We start from the raw sequence: 20,057 nt of genomic DNA, 5'->3' as shown, positions 1-20,057 counted from the left end.
GTCGATGCACGGATACCCTCGCATCGTGACGAAAGCGGCAGCGGCGGCGTTCTTCGACCTCGACAAGACGATCATCGCGACGACCTCCACCTCGGCGTTCGCCCGCGACTTCTACACGCACGGCCTCGTCTCGCGCGTCGACGCCCTCCGCAGCGCCTACGCGCACTTCCTGTACCTCGTCGGGAGCGCCGACGCCGACCAGACCGAACGCCTGCGCGCCCAGCTCAGCGCCCTCGTCGCCGGGTGGGACGTCGCCAAGGTCAAGGAGATCGTCGCCGACGCCCTCGACTCGACGATCAACCCCCACGTCTACCAGGAGGCCGTCGAGCTGATCCGCCGCCACCACGACGCCGGGCTCGACGTGATCATCGTGTCGGCGTCGGCGTCGGAGCTCGTCGAGCCGATCGCCGCGGTGCTGGGCGCGGACGGGTACGTTGCGACCCGGATGGAGATCGTGGACGGCCACTACACCGGCAAGATCGACTTCTACGCGTACGGCGAGCACAAGGGCGAGGCGATCCGCGAGCTCGCCGCCCGGCGCGGCTACGACCTCGACGCCAGCTACGCCTACTCGGACTCGATCACCGACCTGCCGATGCTGGGCGCCGTCGGGCACGCGTTCGCCGTAAACCCCGACCGGGCGCTGCGCGCGGCCGCCCTCGAACGCGGCTGGGGGGTCCTCGCGTTCGGGCGTGCCGTGACCCTCCGGTCAGCCCTCACCTCTCGGCCCGCGCTCGCCGTGGCCGGGGCCGTGACGCTCGCGGGGGTGGGCGCCGTCGTCTGGCGGGCGCTGCGCCGTCGCAGCGCCTGAGGGTGCACCCGGAGGCCCGGGCAACGGTCGAACACCGTGTGCGCTCGAACACGGTGTGCACGTTCGTGCGTCCACCCGGTCCCCGGGTTGAGTTCCGCGCCTCGACGGCGTCCCATTGAGGGACAGCACCACAGTGCGGGAGCGGGACCCACGCCCGACCTGTCCGTCTACGTGACACGTCGACCGGGACGCCAGGACACGTTCCACGGCCACCCGTCGCGACGGCTTCGACGACACGGCGCCTGATCCCCGCCTCGCAGCGCTGGCGACGTCGGCGTCCCCGGTCCGGGGGCGCCGCGTTCGTGTCCGAGCTGCCGCGACTCAGGCCACCGCGACCCCCTCGTAGACGTGCGCCCACGCGCGCGGTCGGCCCGCGTCCGACGACTCCATCCGTACCACCCGCAGCCCCGCCGCCTCGCAGAGTGCCGGGACGTCCCGGTCCAGGTGGCACCCGCCCGCGACGTGCGACCACCACCGCGTGTGCCGGCGCTGGCTGCCCGCGACGCGGGCGTCGTCGGACAGGCCGTGCTCCAGCAGGTGGAACGTCCCGCCGGGGCGCAGGACCCGCTCGACCTCGCGCAGCACCGCCACCGGGTCGGGGACGGTGCACAGCGTGAGCGTCGACAGGGCGGCGTCGACGCTCGCGTCGTCGACCGGGACGGCCTGCGCGTCACGGCCCACCCGGTCGATCTGCGCCGACGACGACGCCCGCCGCCCCTCCGACCGCCGCCACCCGACGTCGGACGGGTCCACGGCGAGGACCTGCCGCACGGCGGACGGGTAGAGGGGGACGTTGAAGCCCGCGCCGAACCCGATCTCGAGGACGGTCCCCGCCAGCCCCGCGCACGCGCGCTCGCGGTACGGCACGAGCAGGTGCGACGCGAGCACCCGCGTCTCGGCCCGCGCGACCACCTGGTCGTTCCACCAGCCCATGGCAGCCATCTTCTCGCCACGGTTGCACACGTGCCGCCCGCAGGGCGGGACCGCGGATCCTCGGCCTCCTGACCCGCGGGGACGCCGCCGTCGGCGATTTGCAACCGGCCCGTCCGAATGCGAGTACAGTGCTGGCGACGTGACCGCCGTCGCCCGGGCGCACTACGCTCGCGGGACGACGACCGCACCAGAGTCGATGCGAAAACGGAGGACGACGTGCCCGAGAACTCGAGCCTCGAGAACCTGCTCACGGAGACCCGGAGCTTCCCGCCGAGCCCGGAGTTCGCCGCCCAGGCGAACGCCAAGGCGGCGATGTACGACGAGGCGCGCGCCGACCGGCTCGCGTTCTGGGCCGAGCAGGCGAACGACCTGCTCACCTGGAAGACCCCGTTCACCCAGACCCTCGACTGGTCCGACGCGCCCGTCGCGCGCTGGTTCGCCGACGGCACCCTCAACGCCGCGTACAACGCGGTCGACCGGCACGTCGAGGCAGGCCTGGGCGACCGGGTCGCGATCCACTTCGAGGGCGAGCCCGGCGACACCCGCACCGTCACCTACGCCGACCTGCAGCGCGACGTCTCACGGGCCGCGAACGCGATCGCTGCGCTGGGCGTCGAGTCGGGCGACCGGGTCGTCATCTACCTCCCGATGCTCGTCGAGTCCGTCGTCGCGATGCTCGCGTGCGCCCGTCTCGGCGCGCCGCACTCCGTCGTGTTCGGCGGATTCTCGGCGGACGCCCTGCGCAGCCGCATCGCCGACGCCGAGGCCAAGCTCGTGATCACCGCCGACGGCGGCTACCGGCGCGGCGCACCGTCGGCCCTCAAGCCCGCGGTCGACGAGGCGCTCGAGGGCGAGGGCGCCGAGAGCGTCCAGCACGTCCTCGTCGTCAGGCGCACCGGCCAGGACACCGCCTGGACGGAGGGCCGCGACGTCTGGTGGGACGACGCGCTCGAGTCCGCCGACGTACGCCACGAGCCCGTCTGGGTCGAGGCCGAGCACCCGCTGTACATCCTGTACACGTCGGGCACGACGGGGAAGCCGAAGGGCATCCTCCACACGACCGGCGGCTACCTCACGCAGGCCGCGTTCACGCACAAGAACGTGTTCGACCTCAAGGCCGAGACCGACGTCTACTGGTGCACCGCCGACATCGGCTGGGTCACGGGCCACTCGTACGTCGTCTACGGCCCGCTGATCAACGGCGCGACCCAGCTCATCTACGAGGGCACCCCCGACACCCCGCACCGCGGCCGCTGGTGGGAGCTGATCGAGAAGTACAAGGTCTCGATCCTCTACACGGCCCCGACGGCGATCCGCACCTGCATGAAGTGGGGCGAGGACATCCCCGCGAAGTTCGACCTGTCGAGCCTGCGCGTCCTCGGCTCGGTGGGCGAGCCCATCAACCCCGAGGCGTGGATGTGGTACCGCCGCGTCATCGGCGGCGACAAGGCCCCCATCGTCGACACGTGGTGGCAGACCGAGACCGGCGCGATCATGATCTCCCCGCTGCCGGGGGTCACCGCGACCAAGCCCGGCTCCGCCCAGGTCCCGCTGCCCGGCATCGTCGCGGACGTCGTCGACGACGAGGCGCACTCCGTCCCGGACGGCGGCGGCGGGTACCTCGTCCTGTCCGAGCCGTGGCCGTCCATGCTGCGCGGCATCTGGGGCGACCTCGAGCGCTACAAGGACACCTACTGGTCCCGGTTCCCCGGCATCTACTTCGCGGGCGACGGCGCCAAGAAGGACGACGACGGCGACATCTGGCTGCTCGGCCGGGTCGACGACGTCATGAACGTGTCCGGGCACCGGCTGTCCACCACGGAGATCGAGTCGGCGCTCGTGTCGCACGAGATCGTCGCGGAGGCCGCCGTCGTGGGCGCCGCGGACGAGACCACCGGCCAGGCGGTCGTGGCGTTCGTGATCCTGCGCGGCGAGCACGCCGACAAGGCGGCGACCGAGGACGGCTCGGCCGAGGTCCAGACCGCGCTGCGCAACCACGTCGCCAAGGAGATCGGGCCCATCGCGAAGCCGCGCCGCATCCTCGTCGTCCCGGAGCTCCCCAAGACCCGGTCCGGCAAGATCATGCGCCGCCTGCTGCGCGACGTCGCCGAGAACCGCACCGTCGGCGACGCGACGACCCTCGCCGACTCGTCCGTGATGGACCTCATCTCGGCCGGGCTCGCGGGCCCCGCGGCTTCGTCGGAGGACTGACCTCCTCGACGTCGAGACGGGCGAGTCCGTTCTTCAGCACCCCTCTGGAGAACGGATTCGCCCGTCTCGGGAGATGCCGCCCGTCAGCTCCCCGCCGCGTCGAGGACGCAGATCGCGACCTGGACCCGGTTGTCGACGCCGAGCTTGGTGAACACGTGCCCGACGTGCGCTTTCACGGTCGGCACGCTCAGGTACAGCTCGGATGCGATCTGGGCGTTGCTGAGCCCCCGGGCGACGGCTTCCGCGATCTCCCGTTCCCGGTCCGTCAACGACGCGAGCCGCTCGCGCGCCTGCGCGCTGCGGCCCGGCTCCTGCTCCTTCGTGACCCGCTCGATGAGCGTCCGGACGACGGCGGGCGAGAGCATCGGCTCCCCCGCGGCGACCCGGCGCACGGCCTCGACGATGTCCGCGGGCGGCGTGTCCTTGAGCAGGAACCCGGCGGCCCCGGCGCTGAGCGCCCGGACGACGTGGTCGTCGGCGCCGAACGTCGTGAGCACGATGACACGCGGCGGCGTCGGCACCGACCGCAGGCGAGCGGTGGCCTCGATCCCGTCCATCACGGGCATCCGGATGTCCATGAGCACGACGTCGGGCCGCTGCTCCGCCACGAGCGCGAGCGCCGCGCGGCCGTCGTCGGCCTGCCCGACGATCTCCAGGTCGGGGGCACCCCCGAGGATCAGCCCGAGCCCGCTGCGGACGAGGGGGTCGTCGTCGACCAGCACGACGCGGATCATTGCTGCCACGGCAGCCATGCTTCCAGCACGAACGCCCCGGGGTCCTCCCGGACCTCGAGCCGACCGCCCGCGAGCTCGACGCGCTCACGCATCCCGACGAGCCCGAGCCCGGCCCCGGTGGCCGTGGCCGGGTCGGCGAGCCCGTTGCGGCCGTTGCGCACGAGGACGTGCAGCCAGCCGTCCGGCGCTCCGCCCACCTCGACGGACACGGGCGAGCCCGGCGCGTGCTTGCGCGCGTTGGTCAGGGCCTCCTGGACCAGCCGGTACACGGTGCGCCCGATGCGGTCGGGCACCGGGGCGTCGTCGGGCAGGGTCACGTCGAGCCGGACGCGCGCGCCGCCGGCGCTCGCCTCGTCGACGAGCCCCGGCAGGTCGACGAGCGTCGGCTGGGGCCGGGTGGGCTCGGTCTCCCGCAGCACCCCCAGCACCTCGCGCAGCTCGACGAGCGCCTCGTGCGACGTCGAGGAGATCAGCGCCGCGGTCTCCCGGACCTGCTCGGGCGGCAGGTCCGTCCGGTAGGCGAGGGCTCCGGCGTGCATGCTGACGAGCGAGATGCGGTGGGCGAGGACGTCGTGCATCTCGCGGGCGATCCGCTCGCGCTCGAGGGCACGCGCCCGCTCGACCTGCAGCTCCTGCTGGCGTTCGGCCTGGTCGGCTCGGTCGCGGAGCGACCAGAGGAGCTCACGCCTCGACCCGACGTACATGCCCCACACGACCAGGGCGCCGGTCAGGAGGACGGCGATGACGAGGTTGACCCACCAGGAGTCGTCGGTCGTGTGCGGCACCACGAGGTTGAAGACGAGGCCCGACGCGGCGCTGACGACGCCGACGACGACGAGCCGGGGCACGTCCCGGCGGGTCGCGAACGACACGAGCGCGAGCGACGCCGGCCCCACCGACGACGCGGACAGCATCCCGAAGCAGGCGAGGAGGAAGGCGATGGCGAAGGGACGCCTCCGGCGGTGGACGACGAGGACGAACGACGCGAGGCCGAGGGCGAGGTCGATCCAGAACACCCAGATCCGATGGCTCGCCTCCGCGTCCGCCGCCTGCGACCAGACCAGCGCCGACGCGAGCAGCGCGAGCCCGAACCGCCACGTCTGCCCCCAGCGCGTGAGCGGCGGGGCGTACTGGTCGGGGGCGGCGGGCACGTCAACACTGTAGGAGCGTGCCCGACGCGCGGCAGCGGCCCCAGGTCTCGGCGACGTCAGACTTTGGTATCGGGTAGGTCCAGCCTGTGGGCCGATGTGCCGCCCCACCACGCCGGGCGAGGCTGGGTCCATGATCAGCTTCGAGAACGTGAGCAAGAGGTACGGGGGCTTCACCGCCGTCGACGACGTCTCGTTCGTCGCGCGGTCGGGCCGGGTGACGGGCTTCCTCGGCCCGAACGGCGCCGGCAAGTCCACGAGCATGCGCATCATGGCCGGGCTCACGCTCCCCGACCGCGGTGTCGCCACGATCGGCGGGCACAGGTACGCCGACATCCCCAACCCGGGTCGCCACGTCGGCATCCTGCTCGACGCGTCGGCGCAGCACGCCGGCCGGACGGGCCGCGAGGTCCTCACCATCACGGCGATGACGATGGGGCTCCCGGAGTCCCACGTGGACGAGATGCTCGAGACGGTCGGGCTCACGCCGGCGGAGGCCAAGCGTCGCGTGAAGAACTACTCGCTCGGCATGCGGCAGCGCCTCGGGATCGCGAACGCGTTGATCGGCAAGCCGTCGGTCCTCATCCTCGACGAGCCCGCGAACGGGCTCGACCCTGCCGGGATCCACTGGATGCGCGGCCTCCTGCGCGACTTCGCGGCCGAGGGCGGCACGGTGCTCCTGTCCTCGCACCTCCTGCACGAGGTCGAGATGATCGCCGACGACATGGTCCTGATCGGCCGCGGCAAGATCGTCGCGCAGGGCGCCAAGCACGAGCTGCTGCGCACGGCCGGGACGTTCGCCCGCGCCGAGGACCCTGCGCTGCTCGCCAAGGTCCTCGCCGACGCCGGCATCTCCGCGGCCCCGTCCGGCGACGGCGGGCTGCGCACCGAGGCCGAGCCGGTCGCGATCGGCCGGGCGGCCGCCGCGGCGGGCGTCGTCCTCGTCGAGCTGCGCCCCGCGGAGGGCGCCGGCCTGGAGGAGATGTTCCTCCAGCTCACCGCGTCCGACGCGCGCGAGACCGTGACCCACGAAGGAGCAGCAGCATGACCGCCATCTCGACCAGCAACGCCTCACCTGCGCTCGGGGGCGCCGCCCCCGACGTCCTCGACGTCAGCGGCACCCGCCCGATCCCCCTGACCCGCCTGATCCGCGTCGAGATGCGCAAGATGCGCGACACGCGTGCCGGGACGTGGCTGCTCGCGATCATCGGCGTGGTCGCCGTCGCGGTCATGGTCGGCGTGTCCGTGTTCGGCGACAAGGACGACCGGACGTTCTTCAACCTGCTCGGCGTCGCCTCGGTGCCGTTGAGCTTCATGCTCCCGGTCCTCGGCATCCTGCTGATCTGCTCCGAGTGGGGTCAGCGGACCGCGCTCGTCACGTTCACCCTGACCCCGCACCGGGGCCGCGTCCTCGCCGCGAAGGTCGTCGCCGCGCTCCTGTTCGCGCTCGGGGCCATCGCGGTCGCCGCGATCCCGGCCGCCGTCCTCGCGCTCGTCGGCGGTGCGGGCGACCCGTGGGCCGACGTCAGCGTCGGCATCCTCGGCCGCGTCCTGCTGGCGTTCGTGCTGGGGGTCGCGTGGGGCCTCGCGTTCGGCGCCGCGCTGCTCAACTCGGCGCTCGCCATCGTCGCGTACTTCCTGGTTCCGACCCTGATCAGCATCGTCGGCGGCATCTGGAGCAGCCTCAGCGACAAGATCATCTGGTTCGACCTCAACCAGTCCAGCTCGACGCTTTACGGGACCGATGCCATGACAGGCTCCGACTGGGCGCACATCGGTACGGGCGTGCTCCTGTGGATCGTGCTGCCCGGGGCGATCGGCACCTGGCGCGTGCTGCGCTCCGAGGTCAAGTAGCACCCGTGCCCCGGCCCGACGACGGCCGCACGCCACCCGCTGGGGGGATGACGTGCGGCCGTCGTCGTCGGCAGACTGTGACGATGCCGACCGCGCCCGACCCGTCGTCCGCGCGCCCCCGGTGGGGAGCGCGCACCGCGCGCGCCGGCGTCCTGCTGCTGCTCGGCGGCATCGTCGCGGCCGCGTACGTCCTGCTCGCGCAGGCCTTCGTGACGATGCTGTCCCGCCCGGAGAACCCGTTCGTCGCGGTCGCCGTGCTGGCCGCCGTGACGGCCGTGCTGGGCGCCGTCCCGCCGTTCCTCGCGTCCGTCCGGACGCTCGAGGTCCTGGCGGTCCGCACGTTCCTGGACGTCGACGTCCCCGTCCCGTCCGGCACTCCGACCCCCGCGACCCGGTGGCGCGCCGCCTGCTGGTACGGGCTGCACCTGCTCCTCGGCGGCGCCGTCGTGGGCGGGCTCGTGATCCTGATCCCGGTCGCGCTCCAGCTCGGCCTCGGCGCGGCCGGCCTCGACGTCCTCGGCGACGACTCGCCGCTGCCGTGGCCCTCGATGCCCGCGCCCGCCCTGGTCGCGATCGCCGCCGCGATGGTCCTGGCGGTCCCCCTCGTCACGGTCGTGAGCGCCGCCGTGCTGCGCCAGGCCGCGCCCGCGCTCCTCGGCCCCGACCAGGCCGAGCGGATCGCCGAGCTCGAGGCCGGCGGCCGCCGCCTCGCCGAGCGCAGCCGCCTCGCGCAGGAGCTCCACGACAGCGTCGGGCACGCCCTCACCGTCACGACCCTCCAGGCGGCCGCGGCCGCCCGCAGCCTCGACCGCGACCCCGACGCCGCACGACGGGCGCTCACCGCGATCGAGGAGACCGGGCGGTCCGCGCTCGCCGACCTCGACCACGTCCTCGGGCTGCTCCGCGCCGACCCGAGCACACCGGTACCCGACACCCGCCGCACCCCCGGCACGCTCGACGACGTCCCCGCCCTCGTCGCCCAGGTGCGAGCGGGCGGGACCGACGTCGCGTTCGACGGGCTGCCGGGCGGGCAGGCGGCGCTGCCGCGCGCCGTCTCCCACGAGGCGTACCGCGTCGTGCAGGAGGCCGTGACGAACGCCGTCCGGCATGCGCCCGGCGCGGCCGTCGCGGTCCGTGCGACCTGCGACGGAGGCACGCTGGTGGTCGAGGTCGCGAACGCGCTCGTCGGCGGCACGGACGGGGCCCGGTCGCGGAGCCGCACCGCCGGCGGCCGGGGCGTCACCGGCATCCGGGCGCGCGTGGAGGCGCTCGGGGGGCGGCTCGGCGTGGGACCCGAGCCCGATCCCGCCGGTGGTGCACGATGGGCGGTCCGCGCCACGTTCCGTCTCCCGGAGGCACCATGACGACCCGCGTCGCCCTCGTCGACGACGAGTCCCTCGTCCGGGCGGGCCTGCGCGCCATCATCGACTCCGAGGACGACCTGGCGGTCGTCGGCGAGGCCGGCGACGGCTCGGAGGTCCTCGCACTCGTCGCCGACGCGCGGCCCGACGTGCTGCTCCTGGACGTCCGGATGCCCCACGTGGACGGCATCGCGGCGCTCCGCGCGCTGCTCGCCCGGTACCCCGACGCCCGCGTCCTCGTCGTGACGACGTTCGAGAACGACGACCACGTCCTCGACGCGCTCGCGGCGGGTGCGCACGGATTCCTGCTCAAGCGCGCCCGCCCCGAGGAGATCGTGCACGCGGTGCGCGTCGTCGCGCGGGGGGACTCGCTCGTGGTCCCCGCGACGGTGCGCCGGCTCGCGGTCGGCCGGACGCCGTCGGGCGACCTGCGCGCGGAGGCCCGGCTCACCGACCGCGAGGCCGAGGTGCTGCGGCTCGTCGCGACCGGGCTCTCGAACCAGGAGATCGCGGACGACCTGTTCCTCGGCGTCGAGACCGTCCGCACGCACGTCGCGAACGTCCTCGCGAAGCTGGGCGTCCGGGACCGGACCCAGGCCGTCGTCCGGGCGTACGCGTCCGGGTTCGTCGTCCCCGGCTGACCCCCCTGTGCCGAACACGGGCTCTGCGTCCGTCCGCTCCGCCGGACGGGTGCAGAGCCCGTTCTCGTCGGGCGGAGATCGCGTGCTCGGCACCAGAAGGGGGCCGACGACGCCCGCTCACCCGCACGGGGGACGCCCACCGCGCCGGGTTCCCTGGCAGGGGTGATCCGGCGAGGAGCCGTCGCGACGAGGGTCGAGACATGAGCACACGGACTCCCTCCCCCACCCGCACCGTCCCGCCCGACCCCGCCCGCACGACGGCGACCCCGGACCGTCTGCGCACCGGGCGCGGCGCCGTCGTCGCCCGTGTCGCCGCGGGGTGGTGGGCCGCCGCGGCCACGGTCACGCTCGTCGTCGCACTGTCCGGGCGCACGCTGCCCGTGGGCGACGCGAGCGGCGAGATCGGCGTCCCGCTCCAACACGTGGACGCGCGCGACCTGACGTTGTGGATCGGGGTGCTGGCAGTGGTGGGTGCGCTGGTCGCGTTGGCGTGCCTGCGGGCACCGGTCGCGGCGGTGAGCGCCGCGTCCCGGCGGGTGCGGATCACGGTCGACGCCGCGGGCGGCGTGGTGCTGGCCGGCGTCCTCGCGCTGACCGACCTCACGGTGCTCGCGCGGCTCGGCTACCTCCCGATCCTGCTGATCCTGGCGCCGTTCGACGACCGGTTCCGGGACGCGCTGCTGCACAAGATGGTGACCGGCGTCTCGACCTTCCAGACGGCGGCGCTGGTCGGTGGGGCCCTCCTCGCCGTGGCGCTGGTCCGGTTCGACCGGGCGTCCCGAGCCGCGTGCGCGCCGTGCGGGCGCCGCAGCGACGGCCGGGACCCTGCCTGGACGACGCCGGCCGGCGCCGCACGCTGGGGGCGCGTCGCCACCATCGCCGCGGCTCTGGTCCCCGTCGTCTACGCCACGACGCGGCTCGCGTGGGTGGCCGGGCTGTCGCTCGGGTTGAGCAAGGACGAGATCCAGGGCATGCGTGACTCGGGCGCCTCGCTGGCGGCCCTCGGGCTCGGCGGGTTCGCCGTCGTCGGCGCGATCCTCACGCTCGGCCTCACGCAGCGCTGGGGCGAGCGGTTCCCCCGGTGGGCCCTCGGCCTCGCGGGCCGTCGGGTGCCCGTCTCTCTCGCGGTCGTCCCGGCGACGATCGTCGCGGTCGCCGTGATGCCCGCCGGGCTCACGCTCATCGCCGGTCTCGTCGACGGCGACCTGCACCTCGGCCACGGCGGTGTCGCGTCGTTCGGACCGGCGTTCCTGTGGCCCGCATGGAGCGTCCTGCTCGGCGCGGCGACCTACGCGTACTGGCTGCGCCGGCGCGGAACCTGCCAGGTGTGCCACCGCGGCTGAGCCGCCACCCGTAGGCTCGGCGTCATGACCGGCGCCGAGCCTCTCCTTGCCCCCACCTCCGACGACGTCGCGCAGCTCGCCGACGTCCTGGTCGCCTGCGTGGCGGACGGGGCCAGCGTGGGGTGGGTCGCGCCGCCCGGGCCGGAGGCCGCTGCCGCGTGGTGGGGCGGGTTCCTCTCCGACGGGTCGACCCGGACGTGGGTGGCTCGCGACGAGGCGGGTCGGATCGTCGGGACGGCGTCGCTGATGCTCGCCGCCCAGGAGAACGGGCGGCACCGGGCCGAGGTCGTCAAGGTACTGGTGCACCCGCGTGCCCGACGGCGCGGTCTCGCGCGGACGCTGCTGGGCGCCGTCGAGGAGGGGGCCCGGACGGCCGGACGGTCGCTCCTCGTCCTCGACACGAACGAGGGCAGCGATGCCGAGCACCTGTACGTCCGGTCGGGGTATCGGCGGGTGGGCGCGATCCCCGGGTTCTCGGTCCAGACGGACGGGACGCTCCACGCCACCGTTGTCTACTACCGTCGGGTGGGCGTCGGAGCGGGCGAAGTCCCTCCCCAGGGGGATCATCTTCACAGCGAATCGTGATGGAATCGTGACATGAATGACTTCACGTCCGCCGTCGCCTCGATGTTCGCGGTCGGACGCACCCTCGAGTTCACCGTCGAGGACAAGCGGGGGCCCCTGTCCCCCGACGACGCGGCGGCAGTCCGCGCCCTCGCCCGGGACGCCGAGTCCAACGACGGCGTCGCACCCCTCTCCGAACAGCCCCTCCTCTCGCTCGAGACCGCGGAGGCTCCCGTGCGGCACGTGCTCGCGCGGGCGTCGTCGGCCGACCACAACCGGCCGACCGGGCAGCGCGGCGGCCGCGGGCCGCGGGGCCAACGACTCCCCACCCTGCTCGCCTATGCGCAGGTCGACCTCGGCGGGACCTCGCGCGCCGCCGCCGAGCTCGTCGTGCACCCGCTCGTCCGACGGCGCGGCATCGGGCTCGCCGTCCTGTCGCGTGCCATGCACGTCGCCGCGGCGCGCGACCGCAGCCTCGCCCTCTGGGCGCACGGCGACCTCCCCGCGGCGCGACGGCTCGCGCGCAGCCGCAACCTCGCCGTCGTGCGCGAGCTGTGGCGCATGGAGCGGCCCCTGCCCGCGCCGGGAGACCTCGTGGCCGAAGGCCTCGCGGCGGGCGACGCGCCCGACGGCTACCGGACACGCACCTTCGTCGCCGACCAGGACGAGCCGGCCTGGGTGCGGCTCAACGCACGCGTCTTCGCGGAGCACCCCGAGCAGGGCCGCGTCACCATGGCCGACGTCCGGGCTCGCGAGGCCGAGGACTGGTTCGACGCGGACGGGTTCGTGCTCGTCGAACGTGTCTCCGACGGAGAGCTCGTCGGCTACTGCTGGACCAAGGTCCCGCCCGAGACGCCGCGGACCGGCGAGATCTACGTGCTGGGCGTCGACGCGTCCGCGCGTGGGACCGGCCTCGGCGCGTGGCTGCTGCGAGCCGGGCTCGAGAAGCTCGCCGGGCACGGCGCGACGACGGTCGAGCTGTACGTCGACGGGGACAACGAGGCCGCCGTCGCCGTCTACGAGCGGGCCGGGTTCAAGCGCGCCGCCGCGGACGTGCAGCTCGCCGTCGGCTGAGATCCGCGGCGGCCGAGGGCCCGGCGGCTACGCCGGTGCGACGTGCAGGGTCTGGACGCACCGGCCCTCGTCGAGACGCTCGCGACGGACCTCGTCGAGGACGGGTGCGCCGCCCTTCGCGCGCACCTTGGCGCGCGCCGCGTCGAGGTGGTCAGGCGTGAGCCAGTCCGGCACGAGGATCATCACGGTCCAGTCCCAGCGGGACTTGTCGCGGGCCGACGTGAACGTGCTCGGGTCGTCCGCCCACCACAGCCCCTCGAGCGGCATCACCGCGTAGTCCCTGCCCAGCTCGAGCTTGCTCAGGAACTTCAGCGCGTACACGAGCGGGTACAGCGACGCGAGCGCGTCCGGTACGCCGGGGCCGTGTTCGGGTCGCCGTGGCCGTCGACCATGAGGAACTCCAGCGGCGGGACGGTCACGACGTCGAACCGTCCGCGGCGGGCCGTGTACGTCGGGATCTCGCGCTTGAGGTCCACCTTCATCGCCGGCCGCCTCTCCCGGATCGACTGACACGTGACGTGGTGACAGTCTCGCCGGTGCCTCCGGCACGCGTCGCCTCGTGTCGGAGGGCAGCAGCCCACACTCCCGCCCGAGCGTGCGCCCGGTAGCGCAGAGAATGTGCGATCGGTAGTCCAGATGACGTGCGCGCGGTAGCGTAGTGGGCGTGCGCACGGTAGCGTAGTCCGTATGGCCGACTACGCCCCGCGGGTCGTCGACGCGCTGCTCGACGAACTGCAGCCGCACCTCGCCGCCACCTCGATCTACGGTCCCAAAGGCGTAGGCAAGACGGCCACAGCCCGACGGCGCGCGACAAGCGTCCTCAAGCTCGATGACGAGCTCGACCTCGAGAGGGTTCGCGCAGACCCGACCGTCATCACGTCGCTCTCGGCTCCCCTCCTGATCGACGAGTGGCAGCGGTACCCCGCCTCCTGGGACCGTGTGCGCCGGGCAGTCGACGACGGCGCGGAACCCGGACGCTTCCTCCTCACCGGAAGCTCGACGCCACGCGGCGTGAGCGTGCACTCCGGCGCAGGGCGAATCGTGGGCCTCCGCATGAGGCCGATGAGCCTGTACGAGCGCCGAATAGCGGAACCGACGGTGAGCCTCTCAGCCATGCTCGCGGGTCGGGCAGCGATCGACGGTGAGACGGACCTCGTGCTCGGCGACTACGTCGAGGAGATCGTGTCGTCCGGCTTTCCCGGCATCCGGTCCGCACCGCGGCGCGCCCGCTCCTCCCTCATGCGCGCCTACATCGAGACGATCGTCCAACGCGAGTTCCCCGAGCAGGGCTACCCCGTGCGTCGGCCCGAGAGCCTGTTGGGCTGGCTGGCCGCCTACGCTGCCGCGGAGTCGTCGACCGCCAGATACAGCGAGATCCTCGACGCCGCGACGCCGGCCCAGGGTGACAAGCCCGCGAAGACGACCACGATCGCGTACCGCGACGCGCTCTCCGCGTTGTGGCTGCTCGATCCGACGCCCGCCTGGGTCGCCGAGGGCAGCCTCCTGGGTCGGCTCGGCCAGGCGCCGAAGCACCACCTCGCCGACCCCGCGCTGGCGGCGCACCTCCTCCAGCTCGACACCGATGCGCTGCTCGCCGGGTCCCGTAACGCTCGTCGCCCTTGGGGCGGCTCCATCCTCGGAGCGCTCTTCGAGTCTCTCGTCACTCTCGACGTCAAGGTCTTCGCCTCGAACGTCGAGGCACGGGTCTACCACGCGCGGGACCGCAACGGACTTCACGAGGTCGATCTCGTCGTCCAGGGAGCGGGGGGCAGAGTCGTCGCACTCGAGGTCAAGCTCACGGCGACCATCCAGGACACCGACGTCAAGCATCTCCTGTGGCTCAAGGACCGACTCGGCGACGACGTCGTCGACATGGCCGTCGTGACGACGGGCCGATACGCCTATCGGCGCTCGGACGGCGTAGCGGTCATCCCGGCCGCCCTGCTGCGCCCCTGAGCGCGCTGCGGCTCCCGGTTCCGACGACGGCGCGGCTCAGAAGAGCGGCCAGGGCACCGCGGGCATCGGGCCCTCCGGCGCGGGGAACCGCGCGGCGCGCAGCAGCCGCTCGCACCGCGCCGCGAGCGCCTCGCGCTCCGGCTCGGTGAGCAGCTCGGCGAGGCGCTGACCGAGAGCCCCGTCGAGGTCGGCACGGACCCGCCCCACGCCGGCGAGCTCGTCGGCGTCGAGCGCCTCGCCCGACCAGCCCCACAGGACGGTCCGGAGCTTGTGCTCGGCGTGGAACGTGACGCCGTGGTCGACACCGAAGCGGTGGCCGTCGGGCATCGGCAGGACGTGCCCGCCCTTGCGGTCGGCGTTGTTCACGACGACGTCGAGCACCGCCATCCGGCGCAGCGCCGGCGAGTCCTCGTGGACGAGGCGGACGGGCTCGTCGTCCTCGTCGAGGCCCTCGAGGACCGTCCGGACGCCGTCGTCGTCGCCGTCCGCTGCGGCACCGACCGGGCGCACGTCGACCGGGTCCTGGGCGGCGTCGGGCTCGCACCAGAGCTGGACCATCCCGGGTCCGTGCGGTCCGTCCCGCAACCAGGTGCGCGGGACGACGCCCCACCCGAACGCCTCCGACACCAGGTAGGCGGCGACCTCGCGCTGCGCGAGCGTCCTGTCGGGGAAGTCCCACAGGGGCGCCTCGCCGGCGACCGGCTTGTAGACGACGGCGATCTCGCCGATCCGGCCGAGGAACGTCGCGTTGGACGCGGTCCGGATCCGGCCGACGAGCTCCAGCTCGCCGGTGGCGAGCGCGCCGGCGTCGAGCCCGGCGGTGTCGAGCCCGGTGTCCGGGTCGGTCACGCAGCGCCCGGCCGGGCGTCGTCGGGCACCGCGCAGTCGTGACCGTCGGGGTCGATGGGCTCGCCGCACCGCGGGCACGTCGGCCGGCCCGCCTCGACCACGGCCAGGGTGCGCCGGACGAACGCGCGCGCGGCTCCGACCGGGATCTTCACGCGCAGCATCTCGCTCGGCTCGCCCGGGCCGTCCGTGTCCTCGTCGCCGTCCTCGTCGTCGAGCGAGAAGGCCTCGATCAGCACCTGCGCGGTGCGGGGGTCCCAGCCCAGGTGGATCGCCCCGGTCCGGAAGTCCTCCTCGACGGGCTGGTCGAGCGGATCCTCGTCGAGGAGCTCGGGCGGCACGTCCGCGGGGATGGTGAGGCCGTCGTCCTGCGCGGCGAGCTCGTCGAGCATCTCGTCGATCGTCTCGGCGAGCACCGCGGACTGCTGCTTCTCCATGGCGACGCTCGTCGTCCGGGTACCGGTGCGTGCCTGGAGGTAGAAGGTGCGTTCGCCGGGTCGGCCGACCGTCCCGACGACGACCCGGTCGGGCCAGTCGAACTCGTGCACGAGGGTGGGCATGCCTCCAGCCTAAGGAGCGGAGGCACCCGATGTCAGGAGGCTGCGTGCCCGGGACCGCCGCCGACGGGCGCGTCCCCGGCCGGTGGCGCCACGCGCAGCCAGGACAGGTCGCCCGCGTCGGTGTTCATGGCGACCACCTCCGGCCGGTGCGGTCCGTACCGCACGACCGAGACCGACGCCGGTCCGACCGCGATCCGCTGGAACACGTCGAGGTGCATGCCGAGCGCGTCGGCGAGGACGGCCTTGATGATGTCGCCGTGCGCGACCGCCGCCCACACCGCGCCCGCGCCGTGCCGGGCATCGAGGTCGGCGTCGTGGCGGCGGACCGCCTCGACGGACCGTGCCTGCATCGCCGCGAGCGACTCGCCGCCGGGGAAAGCGGCCGCGGACGGCTGGCCCTGGACCACGGCCCACAGCGGCTCCTTCGCGAGCTCGGCGAGGGCACGGCCCTGCCAGTCGCCGTAGTCGCACTCGGAGATCCCGGGTTCCACGGTGGACTCGGGCTCTTGCTCCTGCTGCCCGACGACGGCGAGCGCGGTCTCCCGGCAGCGCTCGAGCGGGCTCGTCACCACCGCGGCGAGGGGCACGGCCGCGAGGCGGCGCGCCGTCGCGTCCGCCTGGTCGCGGCCCGTCGCGTCGAGGTGGACGCCCGGGGTACGCCCGGCGAGGATGCCGGACGCGTTCGCGGTCGTGCGGCCGTGACGGACGAGGAGGACGGTGGCCATGGGCCGAGCCTGCCACGTCCCTCGGCCCAGGCGCCGAGGCGCCCGTCGCCGCGGGGCCGCCGCACCCTGTACTGTCACCGCGCAACGAGCAGAGGAGGGTCGAGGGTGAGCACGGCGCACGGGGCGCCCGTCGGGCAGGGCGCGCTCGCTCTCGACGGCACCCAGCTCGACCTGTTCGACGTTCTCGCCGCCGACGGCGGCGAGGCGAGCGCCTGGGGCGCGCCGGCGCCGTCGGGCGCGGCGGAACCGGAGCCGCGGGCGCTGCGCGGCTCGGACTCGGTGCTGACGACGCAGGGCATCGACCGGTTCCTGCTGAGCGAGGCGTTCACCGCGGTGGCCGAGCTCGACCGCGGGTCGGCGCCGCTCTCCGACGTGCGGCTGCACGTGGAGGTGCGCCTGCCGGGCGCGGGGCACGTCCTGACCGTGGCCGCGACGCTCGAGCGTGAGGTCCGCCGCCTGGAGTCCGTCACGAGCGCCGCCGTCGGGCCGTTCTCCGACGGTGCGCTCGCCGGCGCGCTCGCCGCGGCGCAACCGCTCGCGAGCGGGCCGAGCGGCCTCGTCGTCGCGGGTGCGGGCGGGAGCACCGGGGCGCTCATGCTCGCGCTCCAGCCGGCCGACCCTGCGTCGACCCCGCTGACCCGGTGGCCGCGCCTCGCGCTCGCGCTCGCGGCGTCCGCCGTCGCGGACCGGGGCTTCCGCCTCGCGGACGGCTCGAGCCCGCAGCTCGCGATCGACCTGGTCCGTCCCCGGTACCGCGCGGTCGCGGGCGGTCTGCCCGACGAGGCGGTCACGATGATCCTGGTGGGCCGACAGGCCGGGGCGACGCGCCAGGTGCGGGTCGTGACGACGGGTGAGGGGCACCGCGGCTGACCCCGCCCGCCACGTTCACCCGGCGATCGCTGTGAACCTGTATTGACGGGCCTGTGGCAGCGGCTGGACGATGGGGAGCGCTGTGACCTGCGTCACATCGCGCTCCACGCCGCCGGACGACGCCCCCTCTCGCGTCCCGCACGTGCTCCGCGCGCTCGCGCGCCACTTCCCCGCTTCACGTCTCACTCTCGATGGGGAGAGCTCATGCGTACCTCGAAGAAGCTGGCGGCGCTCGGCGTCGTCGCACTCGCCCTCGCGACCCCGGCAGCGGTCGCGTCCGCGCACGGCAGGCCCGTGCCCACGCCGAACCCGGTGGTCCAGTCCGACCAGCTCGCGGCACCCTTCAACCTCGACCTCTCGTTCGGCAAGGTCTACTTCGCCGACGGCGGCCTCAACCTCGTCGGCAGCCTCGGCACCGGCGGGGCACCGGTGACGATCGCCGCGGACCAGCCTGGTGCGTCCGGCATCGCACGCTCCGCGGGCTACCTCGCTTTCACCACGACCGTCACGAACGAGGAGACGTTCGAGAACTCCGCCAGCGGCCTCAACATCTGGGGACCGCTCGGCAGCCGGGTCTACGCGGACACGCACGCGTTCGAGGTCGCGAACAACCCCGACAAGGTCAACCACTACGGCGTGACGAACCCGAGCCAGTGCGTCACCGAGGCGCTCACGGCGGCCGGCTTCCCCGTCTCCTACACGGGGCAGGTCGACTCGCACGCCTACTCGGTGGCGTCGTACGGGCGCGGCTGGGTCGTGGCCGACGCCGGCGCGAACGTCCTGTTCAAGGTGACCTCGACGGGCACGATCAGCACCCTCGCGGTGCTGCCGCCCCAGCCGCACACGGTCACGTCGGCCGAGGCGACCGCGCTCGGGCTGCCGTCGTGCGTCGCCGGCGTGACGTACGCCTTCGAGCCGGTCCCGACGGACGTCGAGGTCGGGCGCGACGGCCAGCTCTACGTGACCACGCTGCCGGGCGGGCCGGAGGGGCCGCAGCTCGGCGCCCGCGGCGCGCTGTGGCGCGTCGACCCGCGCACCGGCCACGTCACGAAGCTCGCCGGCGGGTTCCTCGGGGCGACGAACCTCGCGGTCGGCTCGCGCGGCGAGGTCTACGTCGCCGAGCTGTTCGGCGGCAAGATCTCGAAGGTCGACCACGGCCGCGTGTCGACGTTCGTGACGCTGCCGGGCGTCGTCGCCGTCGAGACCGCCAAGGACGGGTCCGTGTGGGCCGCGACCATGGCGAACGACGACCCGCCGGCCCCCGGCACGATCGTCCAGATCACCAAGGGTCACACGCACTTGCGGGGGTGGTTCCACCGCTGACGCGCCTGGGGGCCTGACAGCCCCGGAGGCCTGACGGCTCCGCGAGACGGGCGAATCCGTTCTTCAAGCAGATCCCGAAGAACGGATTCGCCCGTCTCGGCGCTCCGCGCCGACGATCTCCCGTCGTGGCGCTGCAGATCGTGCGGGGCTACGGGCAGCCGCACACGGTGCCGGCCCTCAGACGAGCGGCGCGAGCGCGGGATGCCCGAGAAGCGCGTCCTCGCCGTGCGTCATGAACATCGTCATGACCGCCGCGAACGGGGCGTGGTGGCCCGACAGCATCAGAGGTTCGGCGTCCGAGAACTGGCAGACGAGCGCCCACCCTGCCGGCTCGGGGTAGATCGCGGTCATCCCGGCGTAGTGGAACGACAGCCAGCGTCCACCGATCTGCGTCAACAGACGCCGGTTGCTGACGACCAGTCGACAGATCGTGTGCTCGCGCCACTGTTTCTGCGCGGCGCGGCGGGCCGCGTTCCGGCTCGCAGCGTTCCCTATCGCTGTCGCAGCGAGGCCGGCGAGCACGAACGACGGTCTGCCGAAGAAGAAGCCGGACGTCTGGGTGTAGGTCACGTCCGTCCCGTAGAACCGGGCGTAGCCCGCCGGGACGTCGCAGAAGAACACCTCGCCGTCGTACGGGACGACGTCCCAGACCTGCATCGTCGGAGGCGGCTCGTGCCGCAACAGCGCGGCGCGGAGGGCCCGCGCCTCGTCCCAGGCGCGCCGCGACGCACCTTCGACCTGAGCCGCCGCCTGCTCGGCTTTCGTCAGATGGCCCTGGGTGCGTCGTCGGGAGCGATAGTGCGCGTGGCCGCGGGTCGCGGCGAGGAGGAGCAGGACGACGGGCGCCCCGAGGGTCACGAGGACCAGCGCCAGCTGGAGGAAGCCCAGTCCGAGGTTGTCGTCCGCGCCGACGTGGTCGAGCAGCGTCACGACGAGCATGCCGGCGACGTACGACACCGGCGCGAGAACGAGCGGGACGATCCATCGTCGATGACGTGCCATGGAGGGGACACTACGGGTCCAGCGACTGCTCCTGGTGGGTATCCCCAGGCTCTCTCGCCATCCGTGGCGCCGGCGGCCGCCACGACCACCCGCAGGCCGCC

The 20,057-nt window shown here is 73.8% G+C and carries 19 protein-coding genes and 1 pseudogene; 12 read left to right on the top strand and 8 right to left on the bottom strand.

Going from position 1 to position 20,057, the window contains the following annotated elements:
- Positions 1-4: 4 nt before the first annotated feature.
- Positions 5-811 carry an HAD family hydrolase gene (locus tag KDY119_RS02465; protein ID WP_051136841.1) on the top strand — a complete coding sequence of 269 codons (807 nt, stop codon included), beginning with the start codon at positions 5-7 and terminating at the stop codon, positions 809-811.
- Positions 812-1,132: 321 nt separating this feature from the next.
- Here KDY119_RS02465 and KDY119_RS02460 read toward each other — a convergent pair whose 3' ends face one another.
- The gene (locus KDY119_RS02460; RefSeq protein ID WP_036953765.1) at positions 1,133-1,744 is read right to left on the bottom strand and encodes a class I SAM-dependent methyltransferase; all 612 of its coding nucleotides are present in this window, start codon (positions 1,742-1,744) and stop codon (positions 1,133-1,135) included.
- A 117-nt stretch (positions 1,745-1,861) separates the two neighbouring features.
- On the opposite strand from KDY119_RS02460, the gene acs reads away from it, so the two are divergent.
- Entirely contained in the window at positions 1,862-3,955 is a 2,094-nt protein-coding gene (gene acs, locus KDY119_RS02455; RefSeq protein WP_153021879.1) for an acetate--CoA ligase, read from the top strand.
- Positions 3,956-4,038: 83 nt separating this feature from the next.
- Here acs and KDY119_RS02450 read toward each other — a convergent pair whose 3' ends face one another.
- Both KDY119_RS02450 and KDY119_RS02445 read right to left on the bottom strand, forming a co-directional pair.
- Positions 4,039-4,689, bottom strand: a complete 651-nt coding sequence (locus KDY119_RS02450; protein WP_322619646.1) for a response regulator — start codon at positions 4,687-4,689, stop codon at positions 4,039-4,041.
- A complete protein-coding gene (locus KDY119_RS02445) occupies positions 4,686-5,840 on the bottom strand; it encodes a sensor histidine kinase (protein WP_227994483.1) in 1,155 nt (384 codons plus the stop codon). Before KDY119_RS02445 ends, KDY119_RS02450 begins: the two co-directional genes overlap by 4 nt.
- A 130-nt stretch (positions 5,841-5,970) precedes the next feature.
- On the opposite strand from KDY119_RS02445, the gene KDY119_RS02440 reads away from it, so the two are divergent.
- From KDY119_RS02440 to mshD, 7 genes are all read left to right on the top strand, one after another.
- The gene (locus KDY119_RS02440) at positions 5,971-6,885 is read left to right on the top strand and encodes an ABC transporter ATP-binding protein (RefSeq protein WP_153021877.1); all 915 of its coding nucleotides are present in this window, start codon (positions 5,971-5,973) and stop codon (positions 6,883-6,885) included.
- On the top strand, positions 6,882-7,691 hold the full coding sequence (locus KDY119_RS02435; protein ID WP_051136842.1) for an ABC transporter permease: 810 nt from the start codon (positions 6,882-6,884) through the stop codon (positions 7,689-7,691). The genes KDY119_RS02440 and KDY119_RS02435 overlap by 4 nt, the downstream gene beginning before the upstream one ends.
- 83 nt (positions 7,692-7,774) lie before the next feature.
- Positions 7,775-9,055 (top strand): sensor histidine kinase, encoded by a 1,281-nt coding sequence (locus tag KDY119_RS02430; protein ID WP_194174316.1) that lies wholly within the window; start codon positions 7,775-7,777, stop codon positions 9,053-9,055.
- On the top strand, positions 9,052-9,693 hold the full coding sequence (locus tag KDY119_RS02425) for a response regulator (protein WP_036953785.1): 642 nt from the start codon (positions 9,052-9,054) through the stop codon (positions 9,691-9,693). The genes KDY119_RS02430 and KDY119_RS02425 overlap by 4 nt, the downstream gene beginning before the upstream one ends.
- 200 nt (positions 9,694-9,893) lie before the next feature.
- Positions 9,894-11,036: a hypothetical protein gene (locus KDY119_RS02420; protein WP_036953788.1), complete on the top strand. Its 1,143-nt coding sequence runs from the start codon at positions 9,894-9,896 to the stop codon at positions 11,034-11,036.
- A 24-nt stretch (positions 11,037-11,060) separates the two neighbouring features.
- Positions 11,061-11,621, top strand: coding sequence for a GNAT family N-acetyltransferase (locus KDY119_RS02415; protein WP_051136844.1), 561 nt, complete (start codon positions 11,061-11,063; stop codon positions 11,619-11,621).
- Positions 11,622-11,633: 12 nt separating this feature from the next.
- Positions 11,634-12,674: a mycothiol synthase gene (gene mshD / locus KDY119_RS02410; protein ID WP_227994482.1), complete on the top strand. Its 1,041-nt coding sequence runs from the start codon at positions 11,634-11,636 to the stop codon at positions 12,672-12,674.
- Between the two features lie 33 nt (positions 12,675-12,707).
- Here the strand turns inward: mshD and KDY119_RS02405 are convergent.
- Positions 12,708-13,156 (bottom strand): annotated as a pseudogene (locus KDY119_RS02405) (GyrI-like domain-containing protein); the annotation flags it as partial.
- Between the two features lie 205 nt (positions 13,157-13,361).
- On the opposite strand from KDY119_RS02405, the gene KDY119_RS02400 reads away from it, so the two are divergent.
- Positions 13,362-14,630, top strand: a complete 1,269-nt coding sequence (locus KDY119_RS02400) for an ATP-binding protein (protein ID WP_036953790.1) — start codon at positions 13,362-13,364, stop codon at positions 14,628-14,630.
- A 36-nt stretch (positions 14,631-14,666) separates the two neighbouring features.
- Here KDY119_RS02400 and KDY119_RS02395 read toward each other — a convergent pair whose 3' ends face one another.
- Genes KDY119_RS02395 through KDY119_RS02385 form a run of 3 tightly spaced genes read right to left on the bottom strand, consistent with a single transcriptional unit; the run spans position 14,667 to position 16,761 of the window.
- Positions 14,667-15,479, bottom strand: a complete 813-nt coding sequence (locus KDY119_RS02395; protein WP_051136846.1) for an SCO1664 family protein — start codon at positions 15,477-15,479, stop codon at positions 14,667-14,669.
- The gene (locus KDY119_RS02390) at positions 15,476-16,036 is read right to left on the bottom strand and encodes a DUF3090 domain-containing protein (protein ID WP_153021875.1); all 561 of its coding nucleotides are present in this window, start codon (positions 16,034-16,036) and stop codon (positions 15,476-15,478) included. Before KDY119_RS02390 ends, KDY119_RS02395 begins: the two co-directional genes overlap by 4 nt.
- Positions 16,037-16,068: 32 nt before the next feature.
- On the bottom strand, positions 16,069-16,761 hold the full coding sequence (locus tag KDY119_RS02385) for an MSMEG_4193 family putative phosphomutase (protein WP_153021874.1): 693 nt from the start codon (positions 16,759-16,761) through the stop codon (positions 16,069-16,071).
- A gap of 105 nt (positions 16,762-16,866) precedes the next feature.
- On the opposite strand from KDY119_RS02385, the gene KDY119_RS02380 reads away from it, so the two are divergent.
- Positions 16,867-17,631, top strand: a complete 765-nt coding sequence (locus KDY119_RS02380; RefSeq protein ID WP_153021873.1) for a hypothetical protein — start codon at positions 16,867-16,869, stop codon at positions 17,629-17,631.
- A gap of 204 nt (positions 17,632-17,835) precedes the next feature.
- Entirely contained in the window at positions 17,836-18,954 is a 1,119-nt protein-coding gene (locus KDY119_RS02375) for a ScyD/ScyE family protein (protein ID WP_036953803.1), read from the top strand.
- A gap of 177 nt (positions 18,955-19,131) precedes the next feature.
- Here KDY119_RS02375 and KDY119_RS02370 read toward each other — a convergent pair whose 3' ends face one another.
- The gene (locus tag KDY119_RS02370; protein WP_083891106.1) at positions 19,132-19,956 is read right to left on the bottom strand and encodes a hypothetical protein; all 825 of its coding nucleotides are present in this window, start codon (positions 19,954-19,956) and stop codon (positions 19,132-19,134) included.
- Positions 19,957-20,057: the final 101 nt, after the last annotated feature.

Origin of the sequence: Luteimicrobium xylanilyticum (assembly GCF_009429125.1) — a bacterium.
Lineage (GTDB): Bacteria > Actinomycetota > Actinomycetes > Actinomycetales > Cellulomonadaceae > Luteimicrobium > Luteimicrobium xylanilyticum.
This window is presented reverse-complemented; position numbering and strand designations above follow the sequence as displayed.

Excerpts from the sequence above, each read along its gene's own strand:
- KDY119_RS02430 (WP_194174316.1), top strand. The coding sequence starts at position 7,775 with ATGCCGACCGCGCCCGACCCGTCGTCCGCGCGCCCCCGGTGGGGAGCG.
- KDY119_RS02435 (WP_051136842.1), top strand. The coding sequence starts at position 6,882 with ATGACCGCCATCTCGACCAGCAACGCCTCACCTGCGCTCGGGGGCGCC.
- KDY119_RS02465 (WP_051136841.1), top strand. The coding sequence starts at position 5 with ATGCACGGATACCCTCGCATCGTGACGAAAGCGGCAGCGGCGGCGTTC.
- KDY119_RS02375 (WP_036953803.1), top strand. The coding sequence starts at position 17,836 with ATGCGTACCTCGAAGAAGCTGGCGGCGCTCGGCGTCGTCGCACTCGCC.
- KDY119_RS02460 (WP_036953765.1), bottom strand. The coding sequence starts at position 1,744 with ATGGGCTGGTGGAACGACCAGGTGGTCGCGCGGGCCGAGACGCGGGTG.
- KDY119_RS02370 (WP_083891106.1), bottom strand. The coding sequence starts at position 19,956 with ATGGCACGTCATCGACGATGGATCGTCCCGCTCGTTCTCGCGCCGGTG.
- KDY119_RS02385 (WP_153021874.1), bottom strand. The coding sequence starts at position 16,761 with ATGGCCACCGTCCTCCTCGTCCGTCACGGCCGCACGACCGCGAACGCG.
- mshD (WP_227994482.1), top strand. The coding sequence starts at position 11,634 with ATGAATGACTTCACGTCCGCCGTCGCCTCGATGTTCGCGGTCGGACGC.
- KDY119_RS02450 (WP_322619646.1), bottom strand. The coding sequence starts at position 4,689 with ATGATCCGCGTCGTGCTGGTCGACGACGACCCCCTCGTCCGCAGCGGG.
- KDY119_RS02415 (WP_051136844.1), top strand. The coding sequence starts at position 11,061 with ATGACCGGCGCCGAGCCTCTCCTTGCCCCCACCTCCGACGACGTCGCG.
- KDY119_RS02425 (WP_036953785.1), top strand. The coding sequence starts at position 9,052 with ATGACGACCCGCGTCGCCCTCGTCGACGACGAGTCCCTCGTCCGGGCG.
- KDY119_RS02390 (WP_153021875.1), bottom strand. The coding sequence starts at position 16,036 with ATGCCCACCCTCGTGCACGAGTTCGACTGGCCCGACCGGGTCGTCGTC.
- KDY119_RS02400 (WP_036953790.1), top strand. The coding sequence starts at position 13,362 with ATGGCCGACTACGCCCCGCGGGTCGTCGACGCGCTGCTCGACGAACTG.
- acs (WP_153021879.1), top strand. The coding sequence starts at position 1,862 with ATGCGAGTACAGTGCTGGCGACGTGACCGCCGTCGCCCGGGCGCACTA.
- KDY119_RS02440 (WP_153021877.1), top strand. The coding sequence starts at position 5,971 with ATGATCAGCTTCGAGAACGTGAGCAAGAGGTACGGGGGCTTCACCGCC.
- KDY119_RS02420 (WP_036953788.1), top strand. The coding sequence starts at position 9,894 with ATGAGCACACGGACTCCCTCCCCCACCCGCACCGTCCCGCCCGACCCC.